Annotated in this window: 24 protein-coding genes and 1 tRNA gene; 7 read left to right on the top strand and 18 right to left on the bottom strand. The window is 71.4% G+C overall.

The annotated features are described in order from the left end of the window. Position 1: 1 nt before the first annotated feature. The 7 genes from EXU32_RS02085 to EXU32_RS02055 form a co-directional block, all read right to left on the bottom strand. Positions 2-274 (bottom strand): HPr family phosphocarrier protein, encoded by a 273-nt coding sequence (locus EXU32_RS02085; RefSeq protein ID WP_130628402.1) that lies wholly within the window; start codon positions 272-274, stop codon positions 2-4. Positions 275-343: 69 nt separating this feature from the next. Beyond that, positions 344-2,452, bottom strand: a complete 2,109-nt coding sequence (locus EXU32_RS02080; RefSeq protein ID WP_130628401.1) for a PTS fructose transporter subunit IIABC — start codon at positions 2,450-2,452, stop codon at positions 344-346. A 20-nt stretch (positions 2,453-2,472) separates the two neighbouring features. Then, positions 2,473-3,435 carry a 1-phosphofructokinase gene (gene pfkB, locus EXU32_RS02075; protein ID WP_130628400.1) on the bottom strand — a complete coding sequence of 321 codons (963 nt, stop codon included), beginning with the start codon at positions 3,433-3,435 and terminating at the stop codon, positions 2,473-2,475. Then, on the bottom strand, positions 3,432-4,253 hold the full coding sequence (locus EXU32_RS02070; protein ID WP_347400287.1) for a DeoR/GlpR family DNA-binding transcription regulator: 822 nt from the start codon (positions 4,251-4,253) through the stop codon (positions 3,432-3,434). Before EXU32_RS02070 ends, pfkB begins: the two co-directional genes overlap by 4 nt. Before the next feature lie 103 nt (positions 4,254-4,356). Further along, on the bottom strand, positions 4,357-4,815 hold the full coding sequence (locus EXU32_RS02065) for a PTS sugar transporter subunit IIA (protein WP_130628399.1): 459 nt from the start codon (positions 4,813-4,815) through the stop codon (positions 4,357-4,359). After that, positions 4,812-5,045 carry a glucose PTS transporter subunit EIIB gene (locus EXU32_RS02060; protein ID WP_068263317.1) on the bottom strand — a complete coding sequence of 78 codons (234 nt, stop codon included), beginning with the start codon at positions 5,043-5,045 and terminating at the stop codon, positions 4,812-4,814. Before EXU32_RS02060 ends, EXU32_RS02065 begins: the two co-directional genes overlap by 4 nt. Before the next feature lie 28 nt (positions 5,046-5,073). After that, the gene (locus EXU32_RS02055) at positions 5,074-6,096 is read right to left on the bottom strand and encodes an SIS domain-containing protein (protein WP_207233860.1); all 1,023 of its coding nucleotides are present in this window, start codon (positions 6,094-6,096) and stop codon (positions 5,074-5,076) included. A gap of 88 nt (positions 6,097-6,184) precedes the next feature. Between EXU32_RS02055 and EXU32_RS02050 the strand changes: the two genes are divergently transcribed. Genes EXU32_RS02050 through EXU32_RS02035 form a run of 4 tightly spaced genes read left to right on the top strand, consistent with a single transcriptional unit; the run spans position 6,185 to position 10,262 of the window. Next, positions 6,185-6,934, top strand: coding sequence for a GntR family transcriptional regulator (locus EXU32_RS02050; RefSeq protein ID WP_242612854.1), 750 nt, complete (start codon positions 6,185-6,187; stop codon positions 6,932-6,934). After that, on the top strand, positions 6,931-8,199 hold the full coding sequence (locus EXU32_RS02045; RefSeq protein WP_431603037.1) for a PTS transporter subunit EIIC: 1,269 nt from the start codon (positions 6,931-6,933) through the stop codon (positions 8,197-8,199). Before EXU32_RS02050 ends, EXU32_RS02045 begins: the two co-directional genes overlap by 4 nt. Then, the gene (gene nagA, locus EXU32_RS02040) at positions 8,196-9,308 is read left to right on the top strand and encodes an N-acetylglucosamine-6-phosphate deacetylase (RefSeq protein WP_130628397.1); all 1,113 of its coding nucleotides are present in this window, start codon (positions 8,196-8,198) and stop codon (positions 9,306-9,308) included. Before EXU32_RS02045 ends, nagA begins: the two co-directional genes overlap by 4 nt. A gap of 3 nt (positions 9,309-9,311) precedes the next feature. Further along, on the top strand, positions 9,312-10,262 hold the full coding sequence (locus tag EXU32_RS02035; RefSeq protein WP_130628396.1) for an alpha/beta fold hydrolase: 951 nt from the start codon (positions 9,312-9,314) through the stop codon (positions 10,260-10,262). A gap of 10 nt (positions 10,263-10,272) precedes the next feature. On the opposite strand, the gene EXU32_RS02030 is transcribed toward EXU32_RS02035, so the two are convergent. Together EXU32_RS02030 and EXU32_RS02025 are read right to left on the bottom strand one after the other, a co-directional pair. Further along, entirely contained in the window at positions 10,273-10,950 is a 678-nt protein-coding gene (locus tag EXU32_RS02030; protein WP_130628395.1) for a histidine phosphatase family protein, read from the bottom strand. Positions 10,951-10,959: 9 nt separating this feature from the next. Continuing rightward, the gene (locus EXU32_RS02025; RefSeq protein WP_130628394.1) at positions 10,960-11,526 is read right to left on the bottom strand and encodes a TOPRIM nucleotidyl transferase/hydrolase domain-containing protein; all 567 of its coding nucleotides are present in this window, start codon (positions 11,524-11,526) and stop codon (positions 10,960-10,962) included. A 53-nt stretch (positions 11,527-11,579) separates the two neighbouring features. Between EXU32_RS02025 and EXU32_RS02020 the strand changes: the two genes are divergently transcribed. Further along, on the top strand, positions 11,580-12,212 hold the full coding sequence (locus EXU32_RS02020) for a cation transporter (protein WP_130628393.1): 633 nt from the start codon (positions 11,580-11,582) through the stop codon (positions 12,210-12,212). Positions 12,213-12,232: 20 nt separating this feature from the next. Here the strand turns inward: EXU32_RS02020 and EXU32_RS02015 are convergent, their stop codons facing one another. From EXU32_RS02015 to EXU32_RS02005, 3 genes are all read right to left on the bottom strand, one after another. Further along, the gene (locus EXU32_RS02015; protein ID WP_130628392.1) at positions 12,233-13,597 is read right to left on the bottom strand and encodes a hypothetical protein; all 1,365 of its coding nucleotides are present in this window, start codon (positions 13,595-13,597) and stop codon (positions 12,233-12,235) included. After that, positions 13,594-14,979 (bottom strand): hypothetical protein, encoded by a 1,386-nt coding sequence (locus EXU32_RS02010; RefSeq protein ID WP_130628391.1) that lies wholly within the window; start codon positions 14,977-14,979, stop codon positions 13,594-13,596. The genes EXU32_RS02015 and EXU32_RS02010 overlap by 4 nt, the downstream gene beginning before the upstream one ends. A gap of 29 nt (positions 14,980-15,008) precedes the next feature. Continuing rightward, positions 15,009-15,087, bottom strand: a tRNA-Gln gene (locus EXU32_RS02005). A gap of 66 nt (positions 15,088-15,153) precedes the next feature. On the opposite strand from EXU32_RS02005, the gene EXU32_RS02000 reads away from it, so the two are divergent. Beyond that, positions 15,154-15,786, top strand: a complete 633-nt coding sequence (locus EXU32_RS02000; RefSeq protein ID WP_165399538.1) for a TetR/AcrR family transcriptional regulator — start codon at positions 15,154-15,156, stop codon at positions 15,784-15,786. A 19-nt stretch (positions 15,787-15,805) separates the two neighbouring features. Here EXU32_RS02000 and EXU32_RS01995 read toward each other — a convergent pair whose 3' ends face one another. Next, positions 15,806-16,165, bottom strand: coding sequence for a VOC family protein (locus tag EXU32_RS01995; protein ID WP_130628390.1), 360 nt, complete (start codon positions 16,163-16,165; stop codon positions 15,806-15,808). Next, entirely contained in the window at positions 16,162-16,962 is an 801-nt protein-coding gene (locus tag EXU32_RS01990; RefSeq protein ID WP_130628389.1) for a methyltransferase domain-containing protein, read from the bottom strand. Before EXU32_RS01990 ends, EXU32_RS01995 begins: the two co-directional genes overlap by 4 nt. A 90-nt stretch (positions 16,963-17,052) precedes the next feature. Here EXU32_RS01990 and EXU32_RS01985 point away from each other — a divergent pair, with 90 nt between their 5' ends. Continuing rightward, positions 17,053-17,559 carry a MarR family winged helix-turn-helix transcriptional regulator gene (locus EXU32_RS01985; RefSeq protein ID WP_130628388.1) on the top strand — a complete coding sequence of 169 codons (507 nt, stop codon included), beginning with the start codon at positions 17,053-17,055 and terminating at the stop codon, positions 17,557-17,559. A 20-nt stretch (positions 17,560-17,579) separates the two neighbouring features. Here the strand turns inward: EXU32_RS01985 and EXU32_RS01980 are convergent, their stop codons facing one another. The 4 genes from EXU32_RS01980 to EXU32_RS17595 form a co-directional block, all read right to left on the bottom strand. Further along, positions 17,580-19,397, bottom strand: a complete 1,818-nt coding sequence (locus EXU32_RS01980; RefSeq protein ID WP_130628387.1) for an ABC-F family ATP-binding cassette domain-containing protein — start codon at positions 19,395-19,397, stop codon at positions 17,580-17,582. Beyond that, on the bottom strand, positions 19,397-20,335 hold the full coding sequence (locus EXU32_RS01975) for a 4-(cytidine 5'-diphospho)-2-C-methyl-D-erythritol kinase (protein WP_130628386.1): 939 nt from the start codon (positions 20,333-20,335) through the stop codon (positions 19,397-19,399). The genes EXU32_RS01980 and EXU32_RS01975 overlap by 1 nt, the downstream gene beginning before the upstream one ends. Further along, positions 20,332-21,219: a 16S rRNA (adenine(1518)-N(6)/adenine(1519)-N(6))-dimethyltransferase RsmA gene (rsmA, locus tag EXU32_RS01970; RefSeq protein WP_130628385.1), complete on the bottom strand. Its 888-nt coding sequence runs from the start codon at positions 21,217-21,219 to the stop codon at positions 20,332-20,334. The genes EXU32_RS01975 and rsmA overlap by 4 nt, the downstream gene beginning before the upstream one ends. Positions 21,220-21,358: 139 nt before the next feature. After that, positions 21,359-22,594, bottom strand: coding sequence for a resuscitation-promoting factor (locus EXU32_RS17595; RefSeq protein ID WP_278044455.1), 1,236 nt, complete (start codon positions 22,592-22,594; stop codon positions 21,359-21,361). Positions 22,595-22,824 lie beyond the last annotated feature (230 nt).

Here is a 22,824-nt window from a genome sequence, read left to right as displayed (position 1 = left end):
CTCACTCCTGCGCGTCGAGGTCGGTCTCGAGGAGGGTGACGAGGCCGTCGAGGACCTGGTCGGCGTTGTCACCGTCGGCGGTGATCTCGACCTGCTCGCCGTGCTTGGCCCCGAGGGCCATGACCCCGAGGATGCTCGTCGCGTCGACGGGCTCCTCGCCGGGGCGAGCGATCTGCACGTCGAGGCCGGACTCGCTGGCCTGCTGGACGAAGAGGGCTGCCGGCCGGGCGTGGAGGCCGACGGACGAGGCGATGGTGGTGGTGCGACTGGCCATGTGATGCTCCTGGTGTGTGGTGGTCGTTGGTCGTCGTGACCGCACGCGGCGGACCGGGCTTCCACTCTGTCAGGCGGTGACCCGCTGCGGGTCCGAGTCGACACCCGTCGTGCGGGCCGCGTGGGACTTGAGGGCGACGACGATGGCGGTCATCACGAGGACCCCGACGACGAGGGCCACGACGAACATGAGGAAGTTGCCCATGAGCGGCAGCACCCAGATGCCTCCGTGCGGCGCGCGGAGGGTGACTCCGGCAGCCAGGGCGATCCCACCGGTGACGGCCGACCCGACGACGGAGCTGGCCATGACCCGGATCGGGTCTGCGGCGGCGAAGGGGATGGCCCCCTCGGAGATGAAGGACGCACCGAGCAGCCAGGCGGCACGGCCGTTCTCCCGCTCGGGCTCGGTGAAGAGGCGCGGCCGGACGGTCGTCGCGAGCGCCATGGCCAGCGGGGCGACCATGCCGGCGGCCATGACGGCGGCCATGATCTTCAGCTGGACGGCGTCGGTGGCGGCGCCGGCGGTCGCCAGACCGGTCGTGGCGAAGGCGTAGGCGACCTTGTTGACCGGTCCGCCGAGGTCGAAGCCCATCATCGCGCCGAGGATGAGCCCGAGGACGAGCGAGCTACCGCCACCCATGCCCTCGAGGGCCGCGGTGAGGTTGTCCATGAGCCAGGTGATCGGGCGACCCAGCACGGTGATGAAGAGGCCTGCGGTGATGAAGGTCGACAGCAGCGGGATGACGACGACTGGCATGATGCCGCGCACGCCCGCGGGCACGGTCCATCCGGAGACCCAGCGGGCGACGAAGCCGGCCAGGAACCCGGTGGCGAGGCCGCCGAGGAATCCCGCGCCCATGGTCGCGGCGATCCAGCCGCCGACGATGCCGGGGACCAGGCCCGGACGATCGGCGATCGCGTAGGCGATGTACCCGGAGAGGATCGGCACCAGGAAGCCGAAGGCGGCTCCGCCCATGACGAAGAGGAGCGCGGCCCACGAGGTCAGGCTCAGCGGGCTGAAGCTGTTGGTGATGTTGTACTTGCCCTCGGCGTCGAGCGCGTACTTGGTGATCTCGATGGCGCCCTGCTCACCGAGGGCGACCTGGGCGAGCATGAAGGACAAGGCGATGAGGATCCCGCCCGCGGCGACGAAGGGGATCATGTAGCTGACGCCGGTCATGAGCCACTGGCGCACCTTGGTGGCCGTGGACACCTCGTCGTTGGCGTCGAGGTCGGAGTCGTCCGCGTCGACACTCGCAGCGTGCGCGGCGGCTCGGTCGGGGTCCGCAGCCCACTCGTCGGCCAGCTTGGTCGCCCGCTGGACGAGCTCGGGGGCATCGGAGACGGCCTTCTTGACACCCACGTCGACCGTGGGCTTGCCGGCGAAGCGGCCCTTGTCCCGAACCTCGAGGTCGTGGGCGAAGATCACCGCGTCAGCACGCTGGATGTCCTTGCGGGACAAGGGCTTCGAGCCGGCGGAGCCCTGCGTCTCGACGGAGATGGTGTGGCCGGCCTCCTTGGCCGCGATCTCCAGCGCCTCGGCCGCCATGTAGGTGTGGGCGATGCCGGTCGGGCACGAGGTGACGGCGACGAGGTGGCGGGGAGCCGGGCCGTCGGACGAAGGGGGCTGCTCCCCCTGCGCGTCGGGTTCTGGTGTCGACGGAGCGGCGGCCGCGGTGGCTGAAGCCGTGGTGGAGGCGGCTGCGGCGGGTGCAGTGGCGGCCGACGGCTCGTCGAGGGCCACCCGGGCGTTGACGATGTCGACGACCTCGGACTCGCTCGTGGCTGCCTCGAGCGCGGCGCGGAAGGTCTTGTCCATCAAGGCCTTGGCCAGCTTGGGCAGGACCTGCATGTGCGCCTCTCCCCCACCTTCGGGTGCGGCGATGAGGAAGATCAGCGTCGCCGGACCGTCCTTGGCCCCCCAGTCGATGCCCTCGCTCGAGCGACCGAAGACGAGTGACGGCTCGCTGATGGCGGCGCTGCGTGCGTGCGGGATCCCGATGCCGCCGGGCAGCCCGGTCGCCATCACCTCCTCGCGGGCCCGCACGTCCTCGAGGAAGCCCTCGAGGTCGGTGCTGCGGCCGGTCGCCACGAGCGTCTCGGCCAGGGTCCGCGTCGCGGCATGCCGATCGGGAGCGGTCAGGTCGAGGACGACCTGGGACTCGGTGATGAGCGCCATCTGGATTCCTTTCGTCCGGCTCAGTCGCGGACGGCGAGGGAGCGGTCGGGGGTCGTGGTCAGCTCGACGGCGATGCCGGCGAGGTCGTCGGGGGCGGGGACGCGGCTGCCGGGCAGCGTCACTGCGGCAGCCCCCCACAGCACGCCGGTGCGCAGGGCATCCGCTGCGGGGCGGCCGGACGAGAGGTCGTGGACGAGGCCGGCGAGCATGCAGTCGCCGGCACCGACCGTGGAGCGCGGCCGTCCGATCGTGGCCCGGGCGTGCGTGGCACCGGAGTCGTCGACGAGGACGGCGCCGTCGCGGCCGAGGCTGACCGCGACCCGGCCGACGCCCTGCGCGACGAGGTCGCTCGCGGCATCGATGACCGCTCCCAGGGTCGTCAGGTCGGCACCCACCAGCTCCGCGAGCTCGACGCGGTTGGGCTTGATCAGGTCGGGGCACTCGGCCACCGCGGGGCGAAGGGGGTCCCCCGAGGAGTCGACGGCCACGAGGGCACCGGCCTCGCGTGCCGATCGCACGAGCCGCGCATGGAGGTCCACGGGCGCACCGGGCGGCAGCGACCCGCAGGTGACGACCCAGACCTGCTGCGGGTCGGGCGCGGAGCGCACGCACGTGGCGACGGCATCGAGGAGGGCGCGGACCTCCCCTTCGTCCAGCGTCGGACCGGGCTCGTTGAGCTTGGTCGTCGTGCCATCGGGCTCCACGGCGGTGATGTTGAGCCGGACAGAGCCGCGGATGGGCACGCCACGACGGACGACGCCGGCGTCGTCGAGCAGGTCCGCCATGAGGTGGCCCTCGGGGCCGCCCTCGGGCAGGACGGCGATCGTCGAGGCACCCTGGGCGGTCAGGGCCCGGGAGACGTTGACGCCCTTGCCGCCGGGATCGATGCGGCTGGACGTCGCCCGGTTGACCGCACCCCGGTGCAGCTCGTCGAAGGCGACGGTGCGGTCGACGCTGGGGTTGGGGGTCAGCGTGATGATCATGCGAGCACCACCGCCATGCCCTCGGCGCCCAGCTCGATGACGGTGTCCGCGTCGAGCGACTCGTCGGTGATGAGCGCGTCGATCGACGCGGTGTCGGCGAAGCGGTGGAAGTGGTCGTCCCCGGACTTGGTGGCGTCGGCCAGGACCACGGCGCGACGGGCTGCGCCGACCATGGCGCGCTTGGCGACCGCCTCGGCCTGGTCGGGTGTGGTCATCCCGCGCGTCGGCGAGAAGCCGTTGGCCCCGATGAGCGCGACGTCGACGCAGACCCCGGCGAGGGCCGAGGTGAGCCAGTCCCCCACGCACGCACCGGTGCGGCCACGCACCCGGCCCCCGAGGACGTAGACGTCGGTGTGGGTGTGGCCCTGGAGGATGGCCGCGGCATCGATGGAGTTGGTGACGACCGTCAGCCCCTCGCGGTCCGGGATGAGCTCGGCGAGCGCCCGGGTCGTCGAGCCGCCGTCGAGGAGGATCGTGCCCTCGGCCGGCACCTCGTCGAGAGCGCGGGCGGCGATGCGCCGCTTGGCCTGGGAGTTCTGGGTCGTGCGCGTCGCCAGGGGTGGCTCGACCTCGAGCCGCTCGACCGGGAGCGCCCCGCCGTGGACCCGGCGGACGGCTCCCCGGCGCTCGAGGACGGTGAGGTCACGACGGACCGTCTCGGTCGTCACCCCGAGGTCCTCGGACATGGTCACGACCTCGACCCGTCCCTGCGCGCGCGCCGTCTCGAGGATGCGCTGCTGCCGCTCGGGTGCGTACATCGCGGTGGACTCCCTCGTCCTCTGGGCGCCCATGGCGCCGGTGCCGGTGGTGATGCCCACAACGATAGGACTCAAAACAACAGAAGTAAAGAGATACGGGCCTTTGTTTCAGTTGCCTTTTCCGCACGACCTTAAGGTCGTGCGGATCTGGGGGTGCATTGCCCTAGGGCAATGCGAAGAGAGGATCGCCGGGGGCGACGTCGCCGGGCAGGTCCGACAGGTCGAGCGAGTCCGCGGGCACGTCGAGGACCACCACGGGCACCTGACGTGAGATCGCTTGTCCCGCAGCTTCGCTCGGCAGGGCGGACGGGTCCCAGGTGATCATCGGGTCGCCGGCCGTGACGATGGACCCCTGGGTGGCATGCACCTCGAAGCCCGCGCCCTCGAGCCGCACCGTGTTGATGCCGAGGTGGACGAGCACGCCGGCGCCCTCCCCCACGACGACGAAGGCATGGGGGTGGATCTTCATGACGGTCCCGGCGATGGGGGCGACGACGGTCTGGCTGCCGTCCGGCGGGTCGATGACCAGACCCGGACCGACGAGCTGCCCGGCGAAGACCTCGTCGACGCACTCGGTGATGGGCAACACCCTCCCCGCGCAGGGGGCGAGGACCTCGCTCACATCAGGTCCTCGATGTCGTCCGCGAGGTTGTCCGCCTCGGGCCCGACGACGACCTGGATGACGGTGCCCTGGGCCATGACGCCGTGGGCGCCGGCCGCCTTGAGCGCGGCCTGGTCGACCAAGGAGCCGTCCTTGACCTCGGTGCGCAGCCGGGTGATGCACGGCTCGATCTCGACGATGTTGTCCGCGCCGCCGAGGCCGGCGAGGATCTGCTCCGCCTTGGTTGCCATGGTGTGGTTCCTTCCAGTTGGGGGTGGATCAGTGTGAGTCGGTACGGGTGACCTTGGCCAGACCCCGGGGGTTGTCCGGGTCATGGCCGCGCGCCCGGGCGAGCTGCTCGACGAGCAGCTGGGCGGGCACGACGAGCCCGAGGGGGGCGACGGGCTCGGGCAGGTCCGGGCCGGGCACGTGCACGTCGCAGGTCCGGGCGAAGGGGGTGTCCCCACCGATGCCGACGACCCGCGCCCCCCGGCGGCGCAGGTCATCGGCAAGGGCCGTCATGGGCTCGAGCATCGGCCCGTCGGAGGCAGCCACCAGCACCGCCACGACGGAGGGCTCGATGACCGAGATCGGTCCGTGGCGCAGGTCTGCGTACGAGTACCCGCGCACCGGGGTCAGTGATGTCTCCTCGATCTTCAGCGCGGTCTCGAGTGCCGTGCCCAGGCACAGCCCACGGCCGGTGACGACGACGTGCGCGGCATCCCGCAGCAGGGCGACGGCGGGCTCGACGAGCTCGGCGCCCCGCACCGCACCGGCCACCTCGTCGGCGACGCGGGCGAGGTCCTGCTCGAGGTCGGCGCCGAGGGCGTCGGCGAGCACGGCCATCGCGACCAGCTGCGTGAGATAGGTCTTGGTGGCCGGCACGGCCACCTCCGGCCCCGCCCTCGTGACCAGGGCGACGTCCGCTCCCTTCGCCAGCGGGGAGTCGGCGACATTGGTCACGGACACGATCGCGGCGCCGTGCGAGCGGGCCCAGTCCACGCACTCGACGATCTCGGTCGTCGCCCCGGACTGGGACACGGCCACCAGCAGCGTGTCGGTGAGGTCGAGGTCCGCGCGGTAGTGGGTCGCGATGCTCGGGGCGGCGAGCGCGGCGCTGACCCCGGCGCACGCCTCCAGGAGGTAGCGACCGTAGGTCGCGGCGTTGTCGCTCGAACCGCGCGCGACGAAGGAGACCCGCCGGCGACCGGCGAAGAGCCCACGCAGCTCCTCGCGCAGGGGCAGCAGCGCGTCTAGGGTGCGTCGGATCGCCTCCGGCTGCTCGGCGATCTCGTCGGCCATGACGGTCACGATGCTTGACACCTCCCACCTCGACGTGGATCCTCACTGGTACGTACCAGACCGTACCAATGAAGGTGAGGATCCGGAAGTGCCCCGAGCACCCCTGGCAGGGCCGCGCCCCAAGCACGTCCAGCTGCGCGATGCCCTCACCGAGCTCGCCGGACAGCTCGGCCCCGACGCGGCCATCCCCTCCGAGCGCGAGCTCATGGTCGGCTTCGACGTCTCCCGCTCCACGGTGCGCAAGGCCATCGAGGCACTCATCGGCGACGGGCTGCTCCACCGGGTGCACGGCAAGGGGACCTTCGTCGCCAGGCCACGGCTCGAGAGCCGGCTGCACCTCGCGAGCTTCAGCCAGGACATGCGCCGGCGCGGGCTGGAGCCCTCGACCCGGCTCCTGGACATCGAGCTCGCCACTCCCCCGCAGGACGTCCTGGACTGGCTCGGTGGTACGCAGGCCTGGCGGGTCGAGCGGCTCCGTCTCGCGGACGGTCAGCCGATCGCGCTCGAGGAGAGCTGGTACTCAGCCAGCCTGCTGCCCGGCCTGGACTCCCACGACCTGGGCGACTCCCTCTACGCGCTGCTCGCCGACGAGTACGGCGTCGTCATCGACGCCGCCGAGCAGACCCTCTGGGGCGAGAGCGCCCAGGGGCGCGTGGCACGACTCCTCGCGAGCCCGCCCGCCACCCCGCTGCTCGTCTTCCGTCGCCTCTCCACCAGCCTCGGCCGCCCCGTCGAGCACGTGATCTCCAGGTACCGCGGTGACCGGTACCAGCTGCACATGTCGTTGAGCCGGAACGACGACCCAACCCCGGCACTACCCGAAGGGAATCGCTCGTGACCACAGCAGACGGGCCCATCGACGTGCCCGGCAACGAGCCGGCACGCAAGAAGAAGTTCAACCTCGCACCCATCCAGAAGTTCGGCCGCAGCCTCATGCTGCCCATCGCGGCCCTCCCGGCGGCCGGCCTCCTGCTGCGCCTGGGACAGCCGGACCTCCTCGGCGCGGACGGCCTCGGCTGGACGCACGTGGCACCGATCATCGGCGCCGCCGGTAGCGCCCTCTTCGACAACCTGCCGATCCTCTTCGCCGTCGGTATCGCCATCGGCATGGCCAAGAAGGCCGACGGCTCGACGGCCCTGGCGGCGGTCGTCGGCTACCTCGTCTTCAAGGGGGTCGGCGACGCGATGTCCCCCTTCGTCCTCGACCCGCCGGCGAAGGGCAAGGAGCAGTCCCTCATCGAGTACGGCGTCCTCGGCGGCATCGTCATGGGCCTGACCGCGGCCTGGCTGTGGCAGAGGTACCACCGGATCAAGCTGCCGACCTACCTCGCCTTCTTCGGCGGGCGACGCTTCGTCCCGATCATCACCGCCGTCGCGGCGATCGTCCTCTCGGTGCTCATGAGCTTCGTCTACCAGTTCTTCGACGCGGGCATCACCAGCCTCGGCGAGTGGGTCGCCGACAACGAGGTGATCGGTGGCTTCGTCTACGGCACGGTCAACCGCCTGCTCATCCCGACCGGCCTGCACCACATCCTCAACAACCCGCCGTGGTTCCTCATCGGCGAGTACACCCCGGCTGGCGGCAAGACGGTCACGGGAGACATCCCGCGCTTCCTCAACGGCGACCCGACCGCCGGAGCCTTCATGACCGGCTTCTTCCCGATCATGATGTTCGCCCTCCCGGCCGCCGCCCTGGCCATCTACCAGGAGGCCAAGCCGGCGCAGAAGAAGCTCGTCGGCGGCATCATGGGCTCCACGGCGCTGACCGCCTTCCTCACCGGCGTCACCGAGCCGCTCGAGTTCGCCTTCATGTTCGTCGCGTGGCCGCTCTACGTCATCCACGCCCTGCTCACCGGCTCGTCGCTCGCCCTGGTCAACGCCCTGGGCATCAAGGACGGGTTCGGCTTCTCCGCGGGCCTCTTCGACTACGTGCTCAACTTCAACATCGCGACAAAACCGTTGCTGCTCATCGTCATCGGGCTCGGCTATGCCGTCGTGTACTACGTGCTCTTCCGCTTCGTCATCCGCCGGTGGAACCTCAAGACCCCGGGCCGTGAGGACGAGGGCGAGGAGTCCCTGGTCACCGCGGACGACAGCGCGTGATCCTCACCGCCGATCGCATCATCACCCCGGGGCGCACGATCGCCCCGGGGTGGGCGCGCGTGGTGTCCGATCGCGTCACCGAGCTGGGCGAAGGGAGTCCCCCCTCACCTGCCGATGTGGTCCTGACGGGCACCCTCGTGCCGGGCTTCGTCGACGCCCACTGCCACGGTGGCGGAGGCGCGTCCTTCACCGTCGGCGACGCCGACGAGGCGATGGAGGTGGCCTCGGCCCACCTGCGCCACGGCACGACCAGCATGGTGGCCAGCCTCGTCACCGACGAGGTGTCCGAGCTGGAGCGCCACGTCCGCGTCCTCGGCGAGCTGGTCACCGACGGGGTCCTCGCCGGTGTCCACCTCGAGGGGCCGTGGCTGTCTCGGGACTTCTGCGGTGCCCACGAGCCGAGCCTGCTGCGTCCCCCTTCGCGCGAGGACGTCGACCGGTTGCTCGCTGCCGGAGGCGATGCCCTGCGGATGGTCACCATCGCACCCGAGCTCGACGGTGCGATGGACGCCATCCGCCGGGTCGCCGGGGCCGGGGTCGTCGTCGGTGTCGGGCACACCGACGCGACCTGGGAGCAGGCCGGCGAGGCGATCGGGGCCGGGGCCACCGTCGCCACCCACCTCTTCAACCAGATCCGCGGGCTGCACCACCGCCGCCCCGGTCCGATCGCCGCCCTGCTCGAGGACGAGCGGGTGTCGATCGAGCTGATCAGCGACGGCGTGCACGTGCACCCCGCCATGCTGCGCCTGGCCCTGACAGCGGCGCCCGGGCGGATCATGCTCGTGACCGACGCGATGGGCGCTGCGGCGGCGGACGACGGCGACTACCACCTCGGCCCGATCCACGTGCAGGTCCGTGACGGCGTCGCCCGGACACCGAGCGGCGCCATCGCAGGGTCCACGCTGACGATGGCCGGCGCGGTCCGGCACTCGGTGGCGAGCGGCTTCACCCTCGAGCAGGCGGTGGACGCCGCCACCCGGGGCCCGGCCGCGGCGCTCGGACTGACCGATGTCGGACGGATCGAGGTCGGCGCGCGCGCCGACCTGGTCGTGCTCGACGAGGACCTCGCGGTCACGGCGGTCATGCGCCGCGGCGCGTGGCAGAGTTGAGAGATGGTCCGGTACCCGCTCGTCGAGCCCTTCGACGAGGGCGTGCTCGAGACCTCTGACGGTCATCACATCCGGTGGGAGCGTGTGGGCTCACCGGGTGGCAAGCCGGCCGTGGTCCTCCACGGCGGGCCCGGCTCCGGCGCCGCCCCGTGGTGGCGCCGCTACTTCGACCCAGAGCGCTACTGCGTGACCCTCTTCGACCAACGGGGTTGCGGGGGCAGCCGCCCCCTCGCAAGCGACCCCGACGCGGACCTGTCGACCATCACGACGCAGCACCTCATCGCCGACATCGAGGCCCTCCGCGAGCTGCACGCCGTCGAGCGTTGGCTCGTCCTCGGTGGGTCATGGGGGTCCACCCTCGGGCTGGCCTATGCGGTCGCCCACCCCGAGCGGGTCAGCGAGATGGTCTTCTGGGGTGCCGTGACCACGACGCGCGAGGAGGTCGACTGGCTCACCTGGACGATGGGCGAGATCTACCCGGAGGCCTTCGCCTCGCTGCGCTCTCTCGTCCCGCACGTCGAGCGTGGGGGCAACCTGACGATCGCGATCAACGAGCTGCTCCTGGACCGCGATCCGGCGGTCCACCACCGCGCCGCCCGGGCATGGTGCGACTGGGAGGAGCGCCTGGCCGCGCTCACCGGGCCGCCCGTGGCCAGCCCGCGCTACGCCGATCCCACCTTCGCCCTGGGGTTCGCCCGACTGGTCACGCACTTCTTCGGCCACCACGCGTTCCTGCCCTCCGACGGGATCAGCGGGCACCTGGACGCCATCCGCGACATCCCAGCCGTCCTCGTCAGGGGGCGGCTCGACATCGCCGCACCACTGGGTGTGGTCCACCGACTCGTCGAGCGTCTGCCGCTCGCGACCCTGCACGTCGTGGAGGACGAGGACCACGGCGGGGCCGAGGTGACCGACGGGCTCATCGTGCGGGCGACGGACGACTTCGCCCGCTGACGAGCACCAGTCAGTCGTCGAGCTCCTCGTCGATCGCCTCACCCGTGACGTCGTGCGCGCGGGCACCGGCCAGGTGCGCTCCACCGAGCGGCTCGCCGGTCCAGCGCACGAGCTGCCAGCCGTCGTCCGGGTGTCCCTCGAGCAGGATCATGCCCGTGTTGTTGATCCACATCCCCTCGACCTCGTCGGCGCCGAGCCCGGCCGCGATGGTCGCGTAGACGCGGATCGCTGCGCCGTGGCTGAAGAGGGCGACGGTGTCGTGCCGACCGTGCTGCTCGGCGACCCCGCGCACGGCTCGGTCGTAGCGGTCCATGAAGTCGCGTCCCGTGCGTCCACCGGGCAGGGCATGGTCGAGGTCACGGTGCAGCCAGGCCGACACGCCACCGAGGTAGGCCTCCACGGCCTCCCGGTCCGAGCGCATCTCGAAGCGGCCCGCGGCGATCTCCTCGAGCCCCTCGCGCACCTGCACGTCGATCCCCCGCTCCACGGCCAACGGGCTGCCGGTCAGCTGGGTCCGCACGAGCGGCGACGCATAGACCGCGCTGACGTCCTCGTCGGCGAGCGCGGCCGGCACCGCCGCCGCCTGCGTCTGACCCAGGTCAGTCAGGCCCGCTCCGGGGAAGGCGGTGTCGAGCGCACCGGTGACGTTGTTGGGGGTCTGGCCGTGACGGATGAGGAGAAGTCGCACGCTGGCAGGCTACGTGGCACTCACGCGCTCGACGACGGCCACCATCGGCGCCGGCGCCCTCCGCAGGTCCATCGCCTCGACGAGGAGGCGGGCATAGCGGACCTTGCGCCCCGACTGCGAGCACAGGAAGCGGCGCACCAGCTCCTCGCGGGCCCAACCCTGCTGCGCGGGCATCTGTGCCAGCAGACGAAGGGAGCGCCCCTCCCCCGCGTCCTCGATGACGGCCTCCACCCCCTCGAGCCCCACCGCGCGGACGAGCTCGTCCTCGAGGTCGGTGTGGCACGCGTGGAAGCCCTGCCCTGCCGGGCCGATGACGTCGTCCACGGGCAGACCGGCGGCGAGCAGCCCCCTTCGTACGTGACGCTCCTCGCCGACGTCGTAGAGGCCGGCGAGCCGCTGCCCGAGACCATGCGGGCCGTGGCGCCCGGCGAAGGCGCGGATGTTGGTGATGCCACCCATCGCCACCACCTCGACACCGTGGGACCCGACATCGCTCCCGAGGCGATCGGCGAGCGCGAGCAGCGCCACCCGGTCGCTCTCCCCCTCGACCAGCACGACGGTCCGCGGTGCGCTCACCAGACCATTGAGCGCCCGGGAGAGCCGCACCGCAAGCCGATATCGTCGCGACCATGAGCGCCGACGTGCACCCGCCCGGGATCGACGCCCGGCGACTGCGACGGATCGTGCTCGTCGTGGCGCTGCTCAACTTCGCGTACTTCTTCGTCGAGTTCACCGTCGCCCTCGGTGCCGGGTCGGTGTCGCTGCTCGCGGACAGCGTCGACTTCCTCGAGGACACCGGGATCAACCTGCTGATCTTCGTCGCTCTCGGCTGGCCACTCGCCCGTCGCGCCCTGATGGGCAAGGCGATGGCCCTCGTCATCCTCGGACCGGCCACCGTGGCCGGCATCGAGGCGGTCCGCCGCTTCGCCGACCCGGTCGCACCCGAGGTGCTGCCCGTCGTCCTCGCCTCGCTCGGCGCCATCGTCGTCAACGGCACGAGCGGCTGGCTGCTGGCGGGCGTGCGGCACGCCGGGGGCTCGCTCAGCCGGGCGGCCTTCCTCTCCGCCCGCAACGACGTGCTCGTCAACGTCGCCGTCATCGGCATGGCCGTGGTGACGCTGTGGACCTCGTCGGGCTGGCCCGACCTCGTCCTCGGCTGCGCCATCATCCTCATCGCGCTGCACGCCGCGTGGGAGGTCTGGGAGGTCAGCGAGGAGGAGCGACTCGCGGCCAAGGCCCTGGCCGGCGAGGAGATCGACTGAGCGGTCGACGGACTCGACGCTCAGGACGGCCGCTGCACGTCCTCGACACCCACCAGCCATGCGTGGCTGCGCGGGGGGCGGTTGCGCCGACGCTCTACGTACTCGCCGAGGATCGCGTACCCGTCCGTAGAGACCTCTGCCCCGGGTGAGAGGTCGTCGTCCGTCGTGGCCACGAGCTCGGCCGTACGGGTGTCGACGAGGATGTGGGCGCTCTCCGCAGCATCGCTCAGCAGCTTGTCGGCCGGCCGGTAGAAGCCGATGAGCCGACCTCGCAGGTCGTTGGTGGAGATGCGATACCCGTCAGGGACCTCGATGGTCCCGATCTCCTTGTCGGCCAAGGCGTCCCGGAGGGTCAGCGAGTCACCGCTGCGTGAGATGAGGAAGCGGTCGAAGACCACCGAGCGACCGTCGGGGACCTCCTGGCTCTCGCCGACCGGTGGACTGTCGACGGTGACGAAGCCGTCGTCCCCGAGCAGCCGCACGCCGTCACCGCAGCGCACGAGCGGTGTCCCCTCCGCGGCCAGACGTCCACCGGACTCGCCGATCCCGTCGAGCCGCGCTCCGGGGCAGCTGGTGCGGGCCAGCTCCTTGCCCGAGCGAAGGGAGGTCACCGTCACCGTGTCGCCGGTCCGGTGCACCGCCTCGTCCTGGCGCACGATGACCCGTCCGCGCGGCGCCTGCTTCCAGGTCCTGGCGATCGTGCCGGTGTCGAGGTCCAGCGCCTGGGTGGTCTCCTCGGTGGGGGTGATCAGGACGTGGCGCTGCTCGGGCAGCCCGTGCGGGTAGAGCGTCGCGAGCCTGGTGGCGCACCCGACCTCGGTGTCATGGCTCCACGCCACGTGGCCGTCCGCGAGCGCGATGCCCGAGACGACGAGCCGCCCCCCGGGGACGTCCTTGCCGAGGCGGGCCTCGCCGGCGGGCGAGAGGCAGGAGACGACTGCCGCGTGCCGTGCCGACAGGCCGATGACCTCGACCTCGTCGCCGGGCTGCAGCTCCTTGTCGCCGTGGGCGACGAGCAGGTCGCTGCCCTCGGTGACCACGACGCCGCTCGCCCGCGCGACGCGGACGTCCGGGCCGAGGGTCGACACCGCTGCCCCGTCTGAGGTCAGGACGGGCGCGCCGTAGAGCCGCTCTCCTCCCCAGCGCTCACCGGTCGGTGCGTGCTCGACCCACTCGCCGTCGTCGTCGGCGTAGGCGAACCATCCGTTGGGGCCGATCGTCATGCTGGTCGGACGATCACCTGTGTAGAAGACGCGACCGTCGACCCCGCCGGCCCCGGTCCCGGTCAGCAGCCACCACCCGCCGAGGGTGGCGGCGAGCGTCGCGACGACGAGGGTCGCCACCAGCTTGGCCAGGTCGGCGCCCTTGCGGGGTGTCGTGCTCACGTGGACTCCTTCGTCCCAGCGACCCACAGCCGGGTGCCCTCGACGTCCTCGTCGTCGGACTCGACGACGATGATCCCGTCGGGCGAGGCGTCCGCGCCGGTGCGCATCCCCTCACCCGTCGAGACGACCAGCTCCCCGGTCACCGTGTCGAAGGCACGGTAGCTGCCGGTGTTGCGGGGGCCGCCGTCCTCCCAGGCCACGAAGTGGACCAGCCGACCCGATGGTGCGTAGCGCCCGACCTCGAAGTCCTCCGGGACGTCGAGGTCACCGATGGCCTTGCCGGTCAGCCCATTGCTCAGACGGATGATGGCGCCCTCCCGTCGCAGGACCAGGTGCCCGACCGCCAGCTCGTCCCCGTCGGCGACCGGCTCCCCTTCGGCGAAGGGCGGCGTGGCGATCTCGGTGAACCCGTCCTCCCCGACTGCCTGGACGCTGTCGCGGCACTCGACGAAGGGAGTGGCCTCCGGCGAGAGCTGGCGCGAGGTGTCCCCCGGGTCGCCGACGGACATCAACGGGCAGCTCACCTCGTCGATCTGCTTGCCGGTGCGCAGGGAGCTCCACGTCGCGGTCCCCTGCCCGTCCGTCGCGAGCACGTGCTCTCCCTGGACGGCGAACCAGTAGCGCTTGGCGCCGGACCACCGCTGGGCGACCGAGCCGGTGTCCAGGTCTACCGCCATGATCTGCTCCTCGGCGGGCTCGAGGAGCAGGTAGCGCTGCGCGGGCAAGGTGCTCGGGTAGGAGCTCTGGGCCACGTCGCCCCCGCAGCCCGCCCCCGTGTCCCTGGTCCAGTCGACGGAGGCGTCCCGGAGGTCGACCCCGGCGAGGACGGCGCGCCCTCCCTCGACCTCGTCCGTGAGCCTCGACGGCTTCGGGGCCAGGCAGGTCAGCACGGCGACATGGCGCTCGCTCACTCCGACGAGCTGGCTGTCGGTGCCCGGCCAGAGCCGGTCGTCGCCGAACTCCGCGAGGATCTTCGTCGTGGAGGTCGTGTGCGTGGCTCCCTCGCGCTGCACGAGGATCCGCTGGCCGTCGGGCTGCACGACGACCCCGTCGGGGGTGATCTCCCGTCGGGAGGAGAGGTCGCCGATGGTCCACGACTCGCCGGTGCGCACATTGCGGGCGATGTAGTCGCCGCCCTCTCCGGGGTGGGTCAGCCAGCCGTTGGGCCCCAGCTGGATCGCGAGGTCCTCGCTCGTCCACAGCACCTTGCCCTCGACCTCGGCCGGTCCGACCCGGCCGGTCAGCCCGGCGATCCCGCCGGGCAGGAAGGAGACGACACCGGCGGCGAACATCGCGACGAGGGCGAGGACGCCGACACCGGTGATCAGCGTGCGGGGGAGGCTGCGCCGACGTCGGGTGGGCGTCTCGTGTGGTGCGGTCACGCGAGTGATTGTCCCTGAAGACGGATGAGCTCCCCGGGTAGGAGTCGAACCTACGTCGCTAGTCCTGATTCAAAGTCAGGCGGGCCCTGCCGGCAGACCAACCGGGGAACGCCGCCGAGGCGGCACCGGTCAGGGTAGTCGACTCTCGCGGCAGCCTTCACCGACAATGGTCACATGAGTGACCAGGAGGACGGCGCGCGCCTGCGCAGGGGACCCCGGATGACGGGCGCGGCCCGCCGGGAGCAGCTCGTGGCCGTGGGGCGAGGGGTCTTCGCTGCGAAGGGGGTCGAGGGCACCTCCGTGGAGGAGATCGCGGCCACGGCGGTGGTCTCCAAGCCGGTCGTCTACGAGCACTTCGGCGGCAAGGAGGGCCTCTACGCCGTCGTCGTCGACCGTGAGCTCAACGACCTGACCGACCGGGTGACGGCCGCCCTGACCGCTGGCGGCAGCGACCGCGAGACGATCGAGCGGGCCGCGCTGGCGCTGCTCGACTACATCGAGGGCTCCCCCGACGGCTTCCGCATCCTGGTCCGCGACGTCGCGGGCCAGGCCCCCTCGGGGACCTATGCCTCGCTCATGTCGGATGTCGCGGCGGAGGTGTCCCACCTGCTCTCCGACGCCTTCGCGGCGCGCGGCCTCGACGGCGAGCACGCGCCGATGTACGCCCAGATGCTCGTCGGCCTCGTCTCCCTCACCGGGCAGTGGTGGCTGGAGACCCGCGCACCCGACAAGGAGGTCGTCGCCGCCCACATGGCCAAGCTCGCCTGGCGCGGCCTCGCCGGCCTGGGTGGGACTGCATTGCCATAGGGCAATGCACGTTTCCGGCTCAGGCCTGCTGCAGCTCGACGCGGTTGCCCACGGGGTCATCGGTGTGGAAGCGACGGGTCCCGGGGATCGCCTCGTCCCAGCGAACCTCACCGCCCGCCTCGGCGACGGCCGCCGCCACGCTCTCGATGTCCTCGACGAGCAGGCACGGGTGCGCCTTGAGGGCTGGGCGGAAGCCCCCTTCGACCCCGCAGTGCAGCTCGTGGTCACCGACGCGGAACCACACGCCACCCCGAGCGGCCAGCACGGGCGGCTTGGGGATCTCGGGCAAACCGAGCACCCCGGAGTAGAAGGCCCTCAGGCGGTCCTCGCTGCCGGCCGGGCAGGCGATCTGGACATGGTGCAGGCCGACGACGCTCACGCCTTGTGGCCCACCGCGAAGACCCGGCGGAAGGCCAGGAGCACGCCCGCGGGCGTCCGCGGGTAGGCGGTGGCCACCCGCTCGGCATAGGTGGCGAGGAAGTCCGCACGCTCGGCCTCGTCCGTCAGGACCTCGAGCATCGGGCGCAGGCCGGTGCCGGACACCCAGTCCAGGACAGGGTTGTCGCTCTCGGCCCGGGGGTCGAGCACGTGCGTGTACGTCGTCTCCCAGGCGTCCACGGCGAGCCCCACCGCGGTGAGGACCTGGAGGTAGGTCGAGGGGTCGCCGGCCCCGTAGCGCTTGGTGGCCGCCTCGAGCTCACCGCTGCGTGGGTGGTCGATCGCCACCTCGCGCATCAAGGCGTGCGTCGGGGCGTCGAAGTTGCCCGGCACCTGCAGGGCGAACCAGCCACCGTCCGCGAGCGCCGCGGACCAGGTCTCGATGAGCCGCAGGTGGCGCGGGACCCACTGCAGGGCAGCGTTGCTGACGATGACGTCAGGGGCGGCACCCAGACCGGCGATGTCCCAGTCGGCCAGGTCGGCCTGCACCCACTCGACCCGCGAGTCGGTGTCCGAGGCCTGGGCGGCCGCCAACATCTCGCGGCTGCTGTCGACACCCACGATGCGCGCCTGGGGCCACCGCTCTGCGAGCGAGAGAGTGAGCCGGCCGCTGCCGCAACCCAGGTCGACGACGAGCTGCGGCTGCGTGGCCGCGACGCGACCCATGAGGTCGGCGAAGGGGCGCGCTCTCTCGTCGGAGAACTGCCCGTACCGGCTCGGGTCCCAGGTCACTGTCATGTTGCCTCCTCGGTAGCGTCCGACGAGCGTAACCGCCGACGAACGTTTTGTCTCGACATCAAGATTCACGATGGCAGGTATTCTCGATGCATGACCAGCCGCCACGACCCCTCCGACGACGTCGATGCGATCGTCGAGGCATGGCGACGCGAGCGCCCCGATCTCGACGTCGAGCCCCTCCATGTCTTCTCCCGGGTCTCCCGGCTGGCCCGCCTGCTCGACCTCGACCGGACCACGGCCTTCGCCCGGCACGAGCTCGAGGGCTGGGAGTTCGACGTCCTGTCGGCGCTGCGGCGCGCCGGCGAGCCCTACGAGCTCTCCCCCGGCCGTCTGGTCCAGGAGACCCTCGTGACGTCCGGGACCATGACCAACCGGATCGACCGTCTGGCGACCAAGGGATGGGTCGAGCGCCTCCCGTCGCCCACCGACCGTCGCGGCGTCATCGTCCGCCTGACGAAGGGGGGTCAGGCCGCGGTCGACTCCGCGATGGCCGACCTGCTGACCCGCGAGGGCGAGCTCCTGGACGACATGGCACCCGCCGAGCGGGATGCGCTGACGCGTGCGCTCAAGCGGCTGCTGGCTCCCTTCGAGGCCTAGCCACCCCCGCCTGAGCGGGGTCAGTCGACGAGCTCGGCCGTCTCCAGCCACTCCAGCTCGAGCAGCTCCTTCTCGTCCCTGATCGCACCAAGCGTCGCATTGAGCTCAGACAGCCGCGTGTGGTCGTGCACCGCATCCGCCATCTCGTGGTGCAGCTTGTTCTCACGAGCATCGAGCTTGGCCAGCTGCTTCTCGATCCGCGCCATCCTCTTGCGCGCGTCCCGCTGCGCGGCGGGGTCACCCGCTGGAGTGGAGGACGAAGGGGGCTGCGCTCCCCCCTTCGTCGTGGTCGCGATGGCTGCCGCCATCGCACCGGGACCACCCGTCGATCCTTGGGCGGCCCGCAGTCGCAGGTACTCGTCCACGCCGCCGGGGACGTGCCGCAGGCGGCCGTCGAGGATCGCGTACTGCTGGTCGGTGATCCGCTCGAGGAGGTAGCGGTCGTGCGAGATCACGATGAGCGTGCCCGGCCACGAGTCGAGCAGGTCCTCCATCGCCGCCAGCATGTCCGAGTCGACGTCGTTGGTCGGCTCGTCGAGGGCGATGACATTGGGCTCGGCGAGCAGCAGCAGGAGCAGCTGCAGGCGACGCTTCTGGCCACCGGACAGCTCACCGACTCGCGCTGACAGGTGCTCCCTCGCGAAGCCGAGTCGCTCCAGCAGCTGCGCCGGCGTGTGGTCCTTGCCGTCGATCGTGAAGGTCGTCTTGGTCCGGGCGAGCACCTCGCGCACCCGGTCCGTCCTGATCTCCTGCAGCTGGGAGAACTGCTGGTCGAGGAAGCCGAACTTCACGGTCTTGCCCCGCTTGACCCGGCCGCTGGAGGGCTCGAGGTCACCGGCGATCAGCGCGAGGAGCGTCGACTTGCCCACGCCGTTGGCGCCGAGGATCCCCGTGCGCTCGCCCGGCGCGATCCGCCAGGTGATGTCGCGCAGGATCTTGCGGTCACCGAAGGTGACGCTCGCGTCCTCGATGTCGATGACGTCCTTGCCCAGCCGGGCCACGGCCATCTGCTGCAGCTCGATCGGGTTGCGTACGGGGGGCACGTCAGCGATGAGCTGGTTGGCGGCCTCGATGCGGAACTTCGGCTTCGACGTGCGCGCAGGCGCGCCGCGCCGCAGCCAGGCGAGCTCCTTGCGCATGAGGTTCTGGCGCTTCGACTCCGTCGCCGCGTTGATCCGGTCTCGCTCCACCCGCTGCAGGACATAGGCGGCGTAACCGCCCTCGAAGGGCTCGACGATGCCGTCGTGGACCTCCCACGTCTCGGTGCAGACCTCGTCGAGGAACCACCGGTCGTGGGTGATGACCACCAGGCCACCGAGGTTCTTGGGCCAGCGGCGCTTGAGGTGCTCGGCGAGCCAGGAGATGCCCTCGACGTCGAGGTGGTTGGTGGGCTCGTCGAGCGCGACGAGGTCCCAGTCGTGCACGAGCAGGGCCGCGAGCGCGACGCGTCGGCGCTGCCCACCGGACAGGTCACCGACCCTCGCCTCCCACGGGACGTCCGAGACGAGGCCGCCGATGACGTCGCGCACGACGGGGTCGCCGGCCCACTCGTGCTCGGGCCGGTCGCCGACGATGACATGGCCGACGGTGTGGTCGGGGTCGAGGTCGTCGGACTGGGCGAGGACGCCGAAGCGCACTCCCCCGCGTCGGGTGATCCGGCCTGACTGCGGCTCGATCGTTCCGGCGAGCATGCCGAGCAGGCTCGACTTGCCGTCACCGTTGCGGCCGACCAGACCGATCCGGTCGCCCTCCTCGATGCCGAGGCTGACGGAGTCGAAGACGACGCGCGTGGGGTACTCGAGATGGAGCGATTCCGCTCCGAGCAGAGGTGTCGCCATCAGCTGGCACGCACCGTGGGCAGGATGTGGGCACCGTGCGTCGGCCCGGTCGCCCGCAGGACGTCTCCGGCGACACCGGATGCGGTCAGAGCCACGGCCAGGTCGATGGCACCCTCGGCGCCGGAGGCGAGCATCGCGACGGTCGGGCCCGACCCGGAGACGATCGCGGCCAGGGCGCCGAAGCCCATCGCTGCCTCGATGAGCTCACCGATCGCCGGTTGGAGGGCGATCGCGTCAGCCTGCAGGTCGTTGTCGAGCACGGGTGCCAGTGCGGTCGGGTCGCCCGACCGCAACGCGCTCATCAGCGCGGTGCTGGGCCGCGGCTCCGGGATCGCGGTGCCGGCCAGGCGCTGGTCGAAGGCCGAGTAGACCATCGGCGTCGACAGGCCACTCGCGGCGGAGGGGACGAAGACCCAGTGATAGGTCCCCTTGGCCAGGACAGGGGTGACGACCTCGCCACGCCCCGAGCCCACACAGGTCCCACCGTGCAGCAGGAAGGGGACGTCGCTGCCGATACCAGCCGCGATCTCCTCGAGCTCCTCCTTGGGCAGGTCCGTGCCCCACAGTGCGTCGCACGCCACGAGCGCAGCCGCAGCATCGGCGGAGCCGCCGGCCATGCCGCCGGCGACCGGGATCTCCTTGTGGATCGACAAGTGGACGGGGTCCTGCCCACCGGTGTGCTCGGCGAGCGCACGGGCAGCGCGCAGAGCGAGGTTGGACTCGTCCGTCGGCACCTTGTCGGCATCGCGCCCACGGACCGAGCAACCCCACTCGTCGGACGGTGCCGCGGTCACGTCGTCGTGGATCCCCACGGCCTGGTAGACCGTCGACAGCGAGTGGTAGCCGTCATCGAGCAGCGGCCCGACGAAGAGCTCGAGGTTGACCTTGGCCGGCGCACGCACGGTCACGGCCGCGGGCAGCTCGAGCACGGAGGTCATGCCGTCACCCTAGCCATGAGCTCCTCGGTGATCCGAGCGAAGGCGAGAACGTCCAGCTGCTCACCGCGCGTGCGAGGGTCGACACCGGCCGCCAGCAGGGCCGCCTCGGCCACCTCACCGGACCCGGCGATGCCGCGCAACGCCGCTCGCAGGGTCTTGCGGCGCTGGGCGAAGGCAGCGTCGACGACCGCGAAGACCTGCTGGCGCGTCGCCTCGGTGACCGGTGGGTCGTGGCGCACGAGCTTGACGAGGCCGGAGTCGACATTGGGCACGGGCCAGAAGATGCTGCGCGAGACGCGGCCGGCGAGCCCCACCTCGGCCCACCACGCCGCCTTGACGCTCGGCACCCCGTAGGTCTTGCTCCCCGGCCCCGCGGCCAGTCGCTCGGCGACCTCGAGCTGGACCATGACGAGCACCCGCTCGATGCTCGGGAAGGTCTCCAGGAAGTGCAGCACGACCGGCACGGAGATGTTGTACGGCAGGTTGGCCACGAGCGCGGTGGGCTCGGGCCCCGGCAGCTCGGTGACCCTCAGCGCGTCGGCGTGCACGACCTCGAGGCGCTCCTGCGCCCCGGGCAGCTGCACCGCCACGGTCTCCGGCAGGGCCGCTGCCAGCACCGGGTCGACCTCGACGGCCGTGACCCGGGAGGCCTGCTCCAGCAGGGCGAGGGTCAGCGAGCCGAGGCCCGGCCCGATCTCCACGACGTGGTCGTCGGGCGTGACGTCCCCCGCCCGGACGATGCGGCGCACCGTGTTGGCATCGACGACGAAGTTCTGCCCCCACTGCTTGGTGGGACGCACGCCCAGCCGGTCGGCCAGCTCGCGGACGCGGACGGCCCCGAGCAGGCCGGAGCCGGCAGCGGGCTCGGGCAGGTCGGTGCTCATGAGGGGACTCTATTCATCGAGGGGAAGGCTTCGGCAATCGCAGTGACGACGGACCCCCGAGACCGTGAGGTCTCGGGGGTCCGTCGTCAGTGGTGCGGCGGTGTCCTGAGGAGGTTGCGCAGCAACTGTCTCGAAGGGATCAGGCAGCGTTTGCGCAGCCCCACGGGGAGAGGCCACGCGAGGCCTTCACGCGGTTGGCCACGGTGATCTGCTCGGCGCGCGAGGCGAGGTCGGCGCGCGGGGCGAAGTCGCCTCCGCCGGCACCGAGCCAGGTGCCGATGTCGAACTGCAGCCCGCCGTAGTAGCCGTTGCCGGTGTTGATCGACCAGTTGCCGGTCGACTCGCACTGGGCGATCCGGTCCCACATCGCGGCGTTGGCCAGGTTGATGCCCGCCGTGCTCTGGGTGGGTGCCGGCGCCGACGGTGCGGGAGCCGAAGTCTTGGGAGCGGACGCCTTGGGGGCCGTGGCCTTGGGTGCGGACGCGGTGGGGGCCGGCGGCTGCGGCGCCGGTGCGGCCGGAGCGGGCTTGGGCTTGGGCTTGGCCTTGGTGCCCTCGAGGACGACCTTGCTGACCGGCTGCCGGGTCACCGTGCTGCTCGTGACCTTGCTGGCGGAGACCTTGCCGTTCTTGTAGACGAGCTTCACCGTGTTGGTGCGCAGGCCGTCACGGCCCTCGCGCTCGACCTTGCTGGTGCCCTCGAACCGAGATGAGTCCTTCTTGACGACCGTCGTGAAGGGGATGCTCTCGGTGCGCTTGGCGCCCTTGGTGGCGACGCGGTCCAGACGGATCGTCATGCCGTCGGTGACCGCCTTGGCGGCACCCGGCTTGATGAGGTCGTTGGAGTCGAAGCGGACCTCGGCCTCCTTCAGCGCGGCCTTGACGGTCGAGGCCGTCACCGTCGCGGTGCTGCGCTTGCCGGCGACGACCAGCGTGACGTCCTTGGGGGTGGCCATCTTCAGCTCCAGCCCGTCACGACCGATGCCCGCGCTACGAGAGGCGGACAGGACCGCGTCCTCGCTGCCGCGGATGCCGAGCTCCTGGAGCGCCTGGCCGACGGTCGAGGCCGTCGTCCAGTACACCCGCTCCTTGCCGTCCACCGTGACCGCCAGCTTGCGGCCGTAGCGCACGACGATCGTCTGGCCGTCGTCGACCGAGGTCTGGGCCGACGGGGTCACGACGTCGTTCTCGCCGAGCTCGATGCCCTGCTTGTCGAGGACATCGGCGACGGTGCCGCCGAAGGAGTGGACGGTCGACTTCTGCCCGTCGACCGACAGTGCGACGGACTTGTCCATGACGACGACGCCCGAGACTCCGAGGGCAAGGGCGCAGACGACGCCGGCCTGGGTGGCACGACGGATCGTGGGTGAACTCACGGTGCTCCGATGATCGAACTTCCCGGGCACCGGTGGGTCCGCGCACGGGGACCCACGGTTGACGGGCACCTGTGTCAGCGAAAGATCAAGATCAGGGGAAACCGGCCCCGGCCAACAGCGGACCACGATGCACCAGCGGTCCCCCGAAGGTCAAGTTTTGATAACGGAACCCTCGGGGACTCACGGTCGCAGAGCGACCTGCGTCCCCGAGAACCCCCGAAAAATTAGGC

The organism is Janibacter limosus, from assembly GCF_004295485.1.
Lineage (GTDB): Bacteria > Actinomycetota > Actinomycetes > Actinomycetales > Dermatophilaceae > Janibacter > Janibacter limosus_A.
Note: the sequence above shows the minus strand (reverse complement) of the source record. Positions and strands in the feature narration are given on the sequence as shown.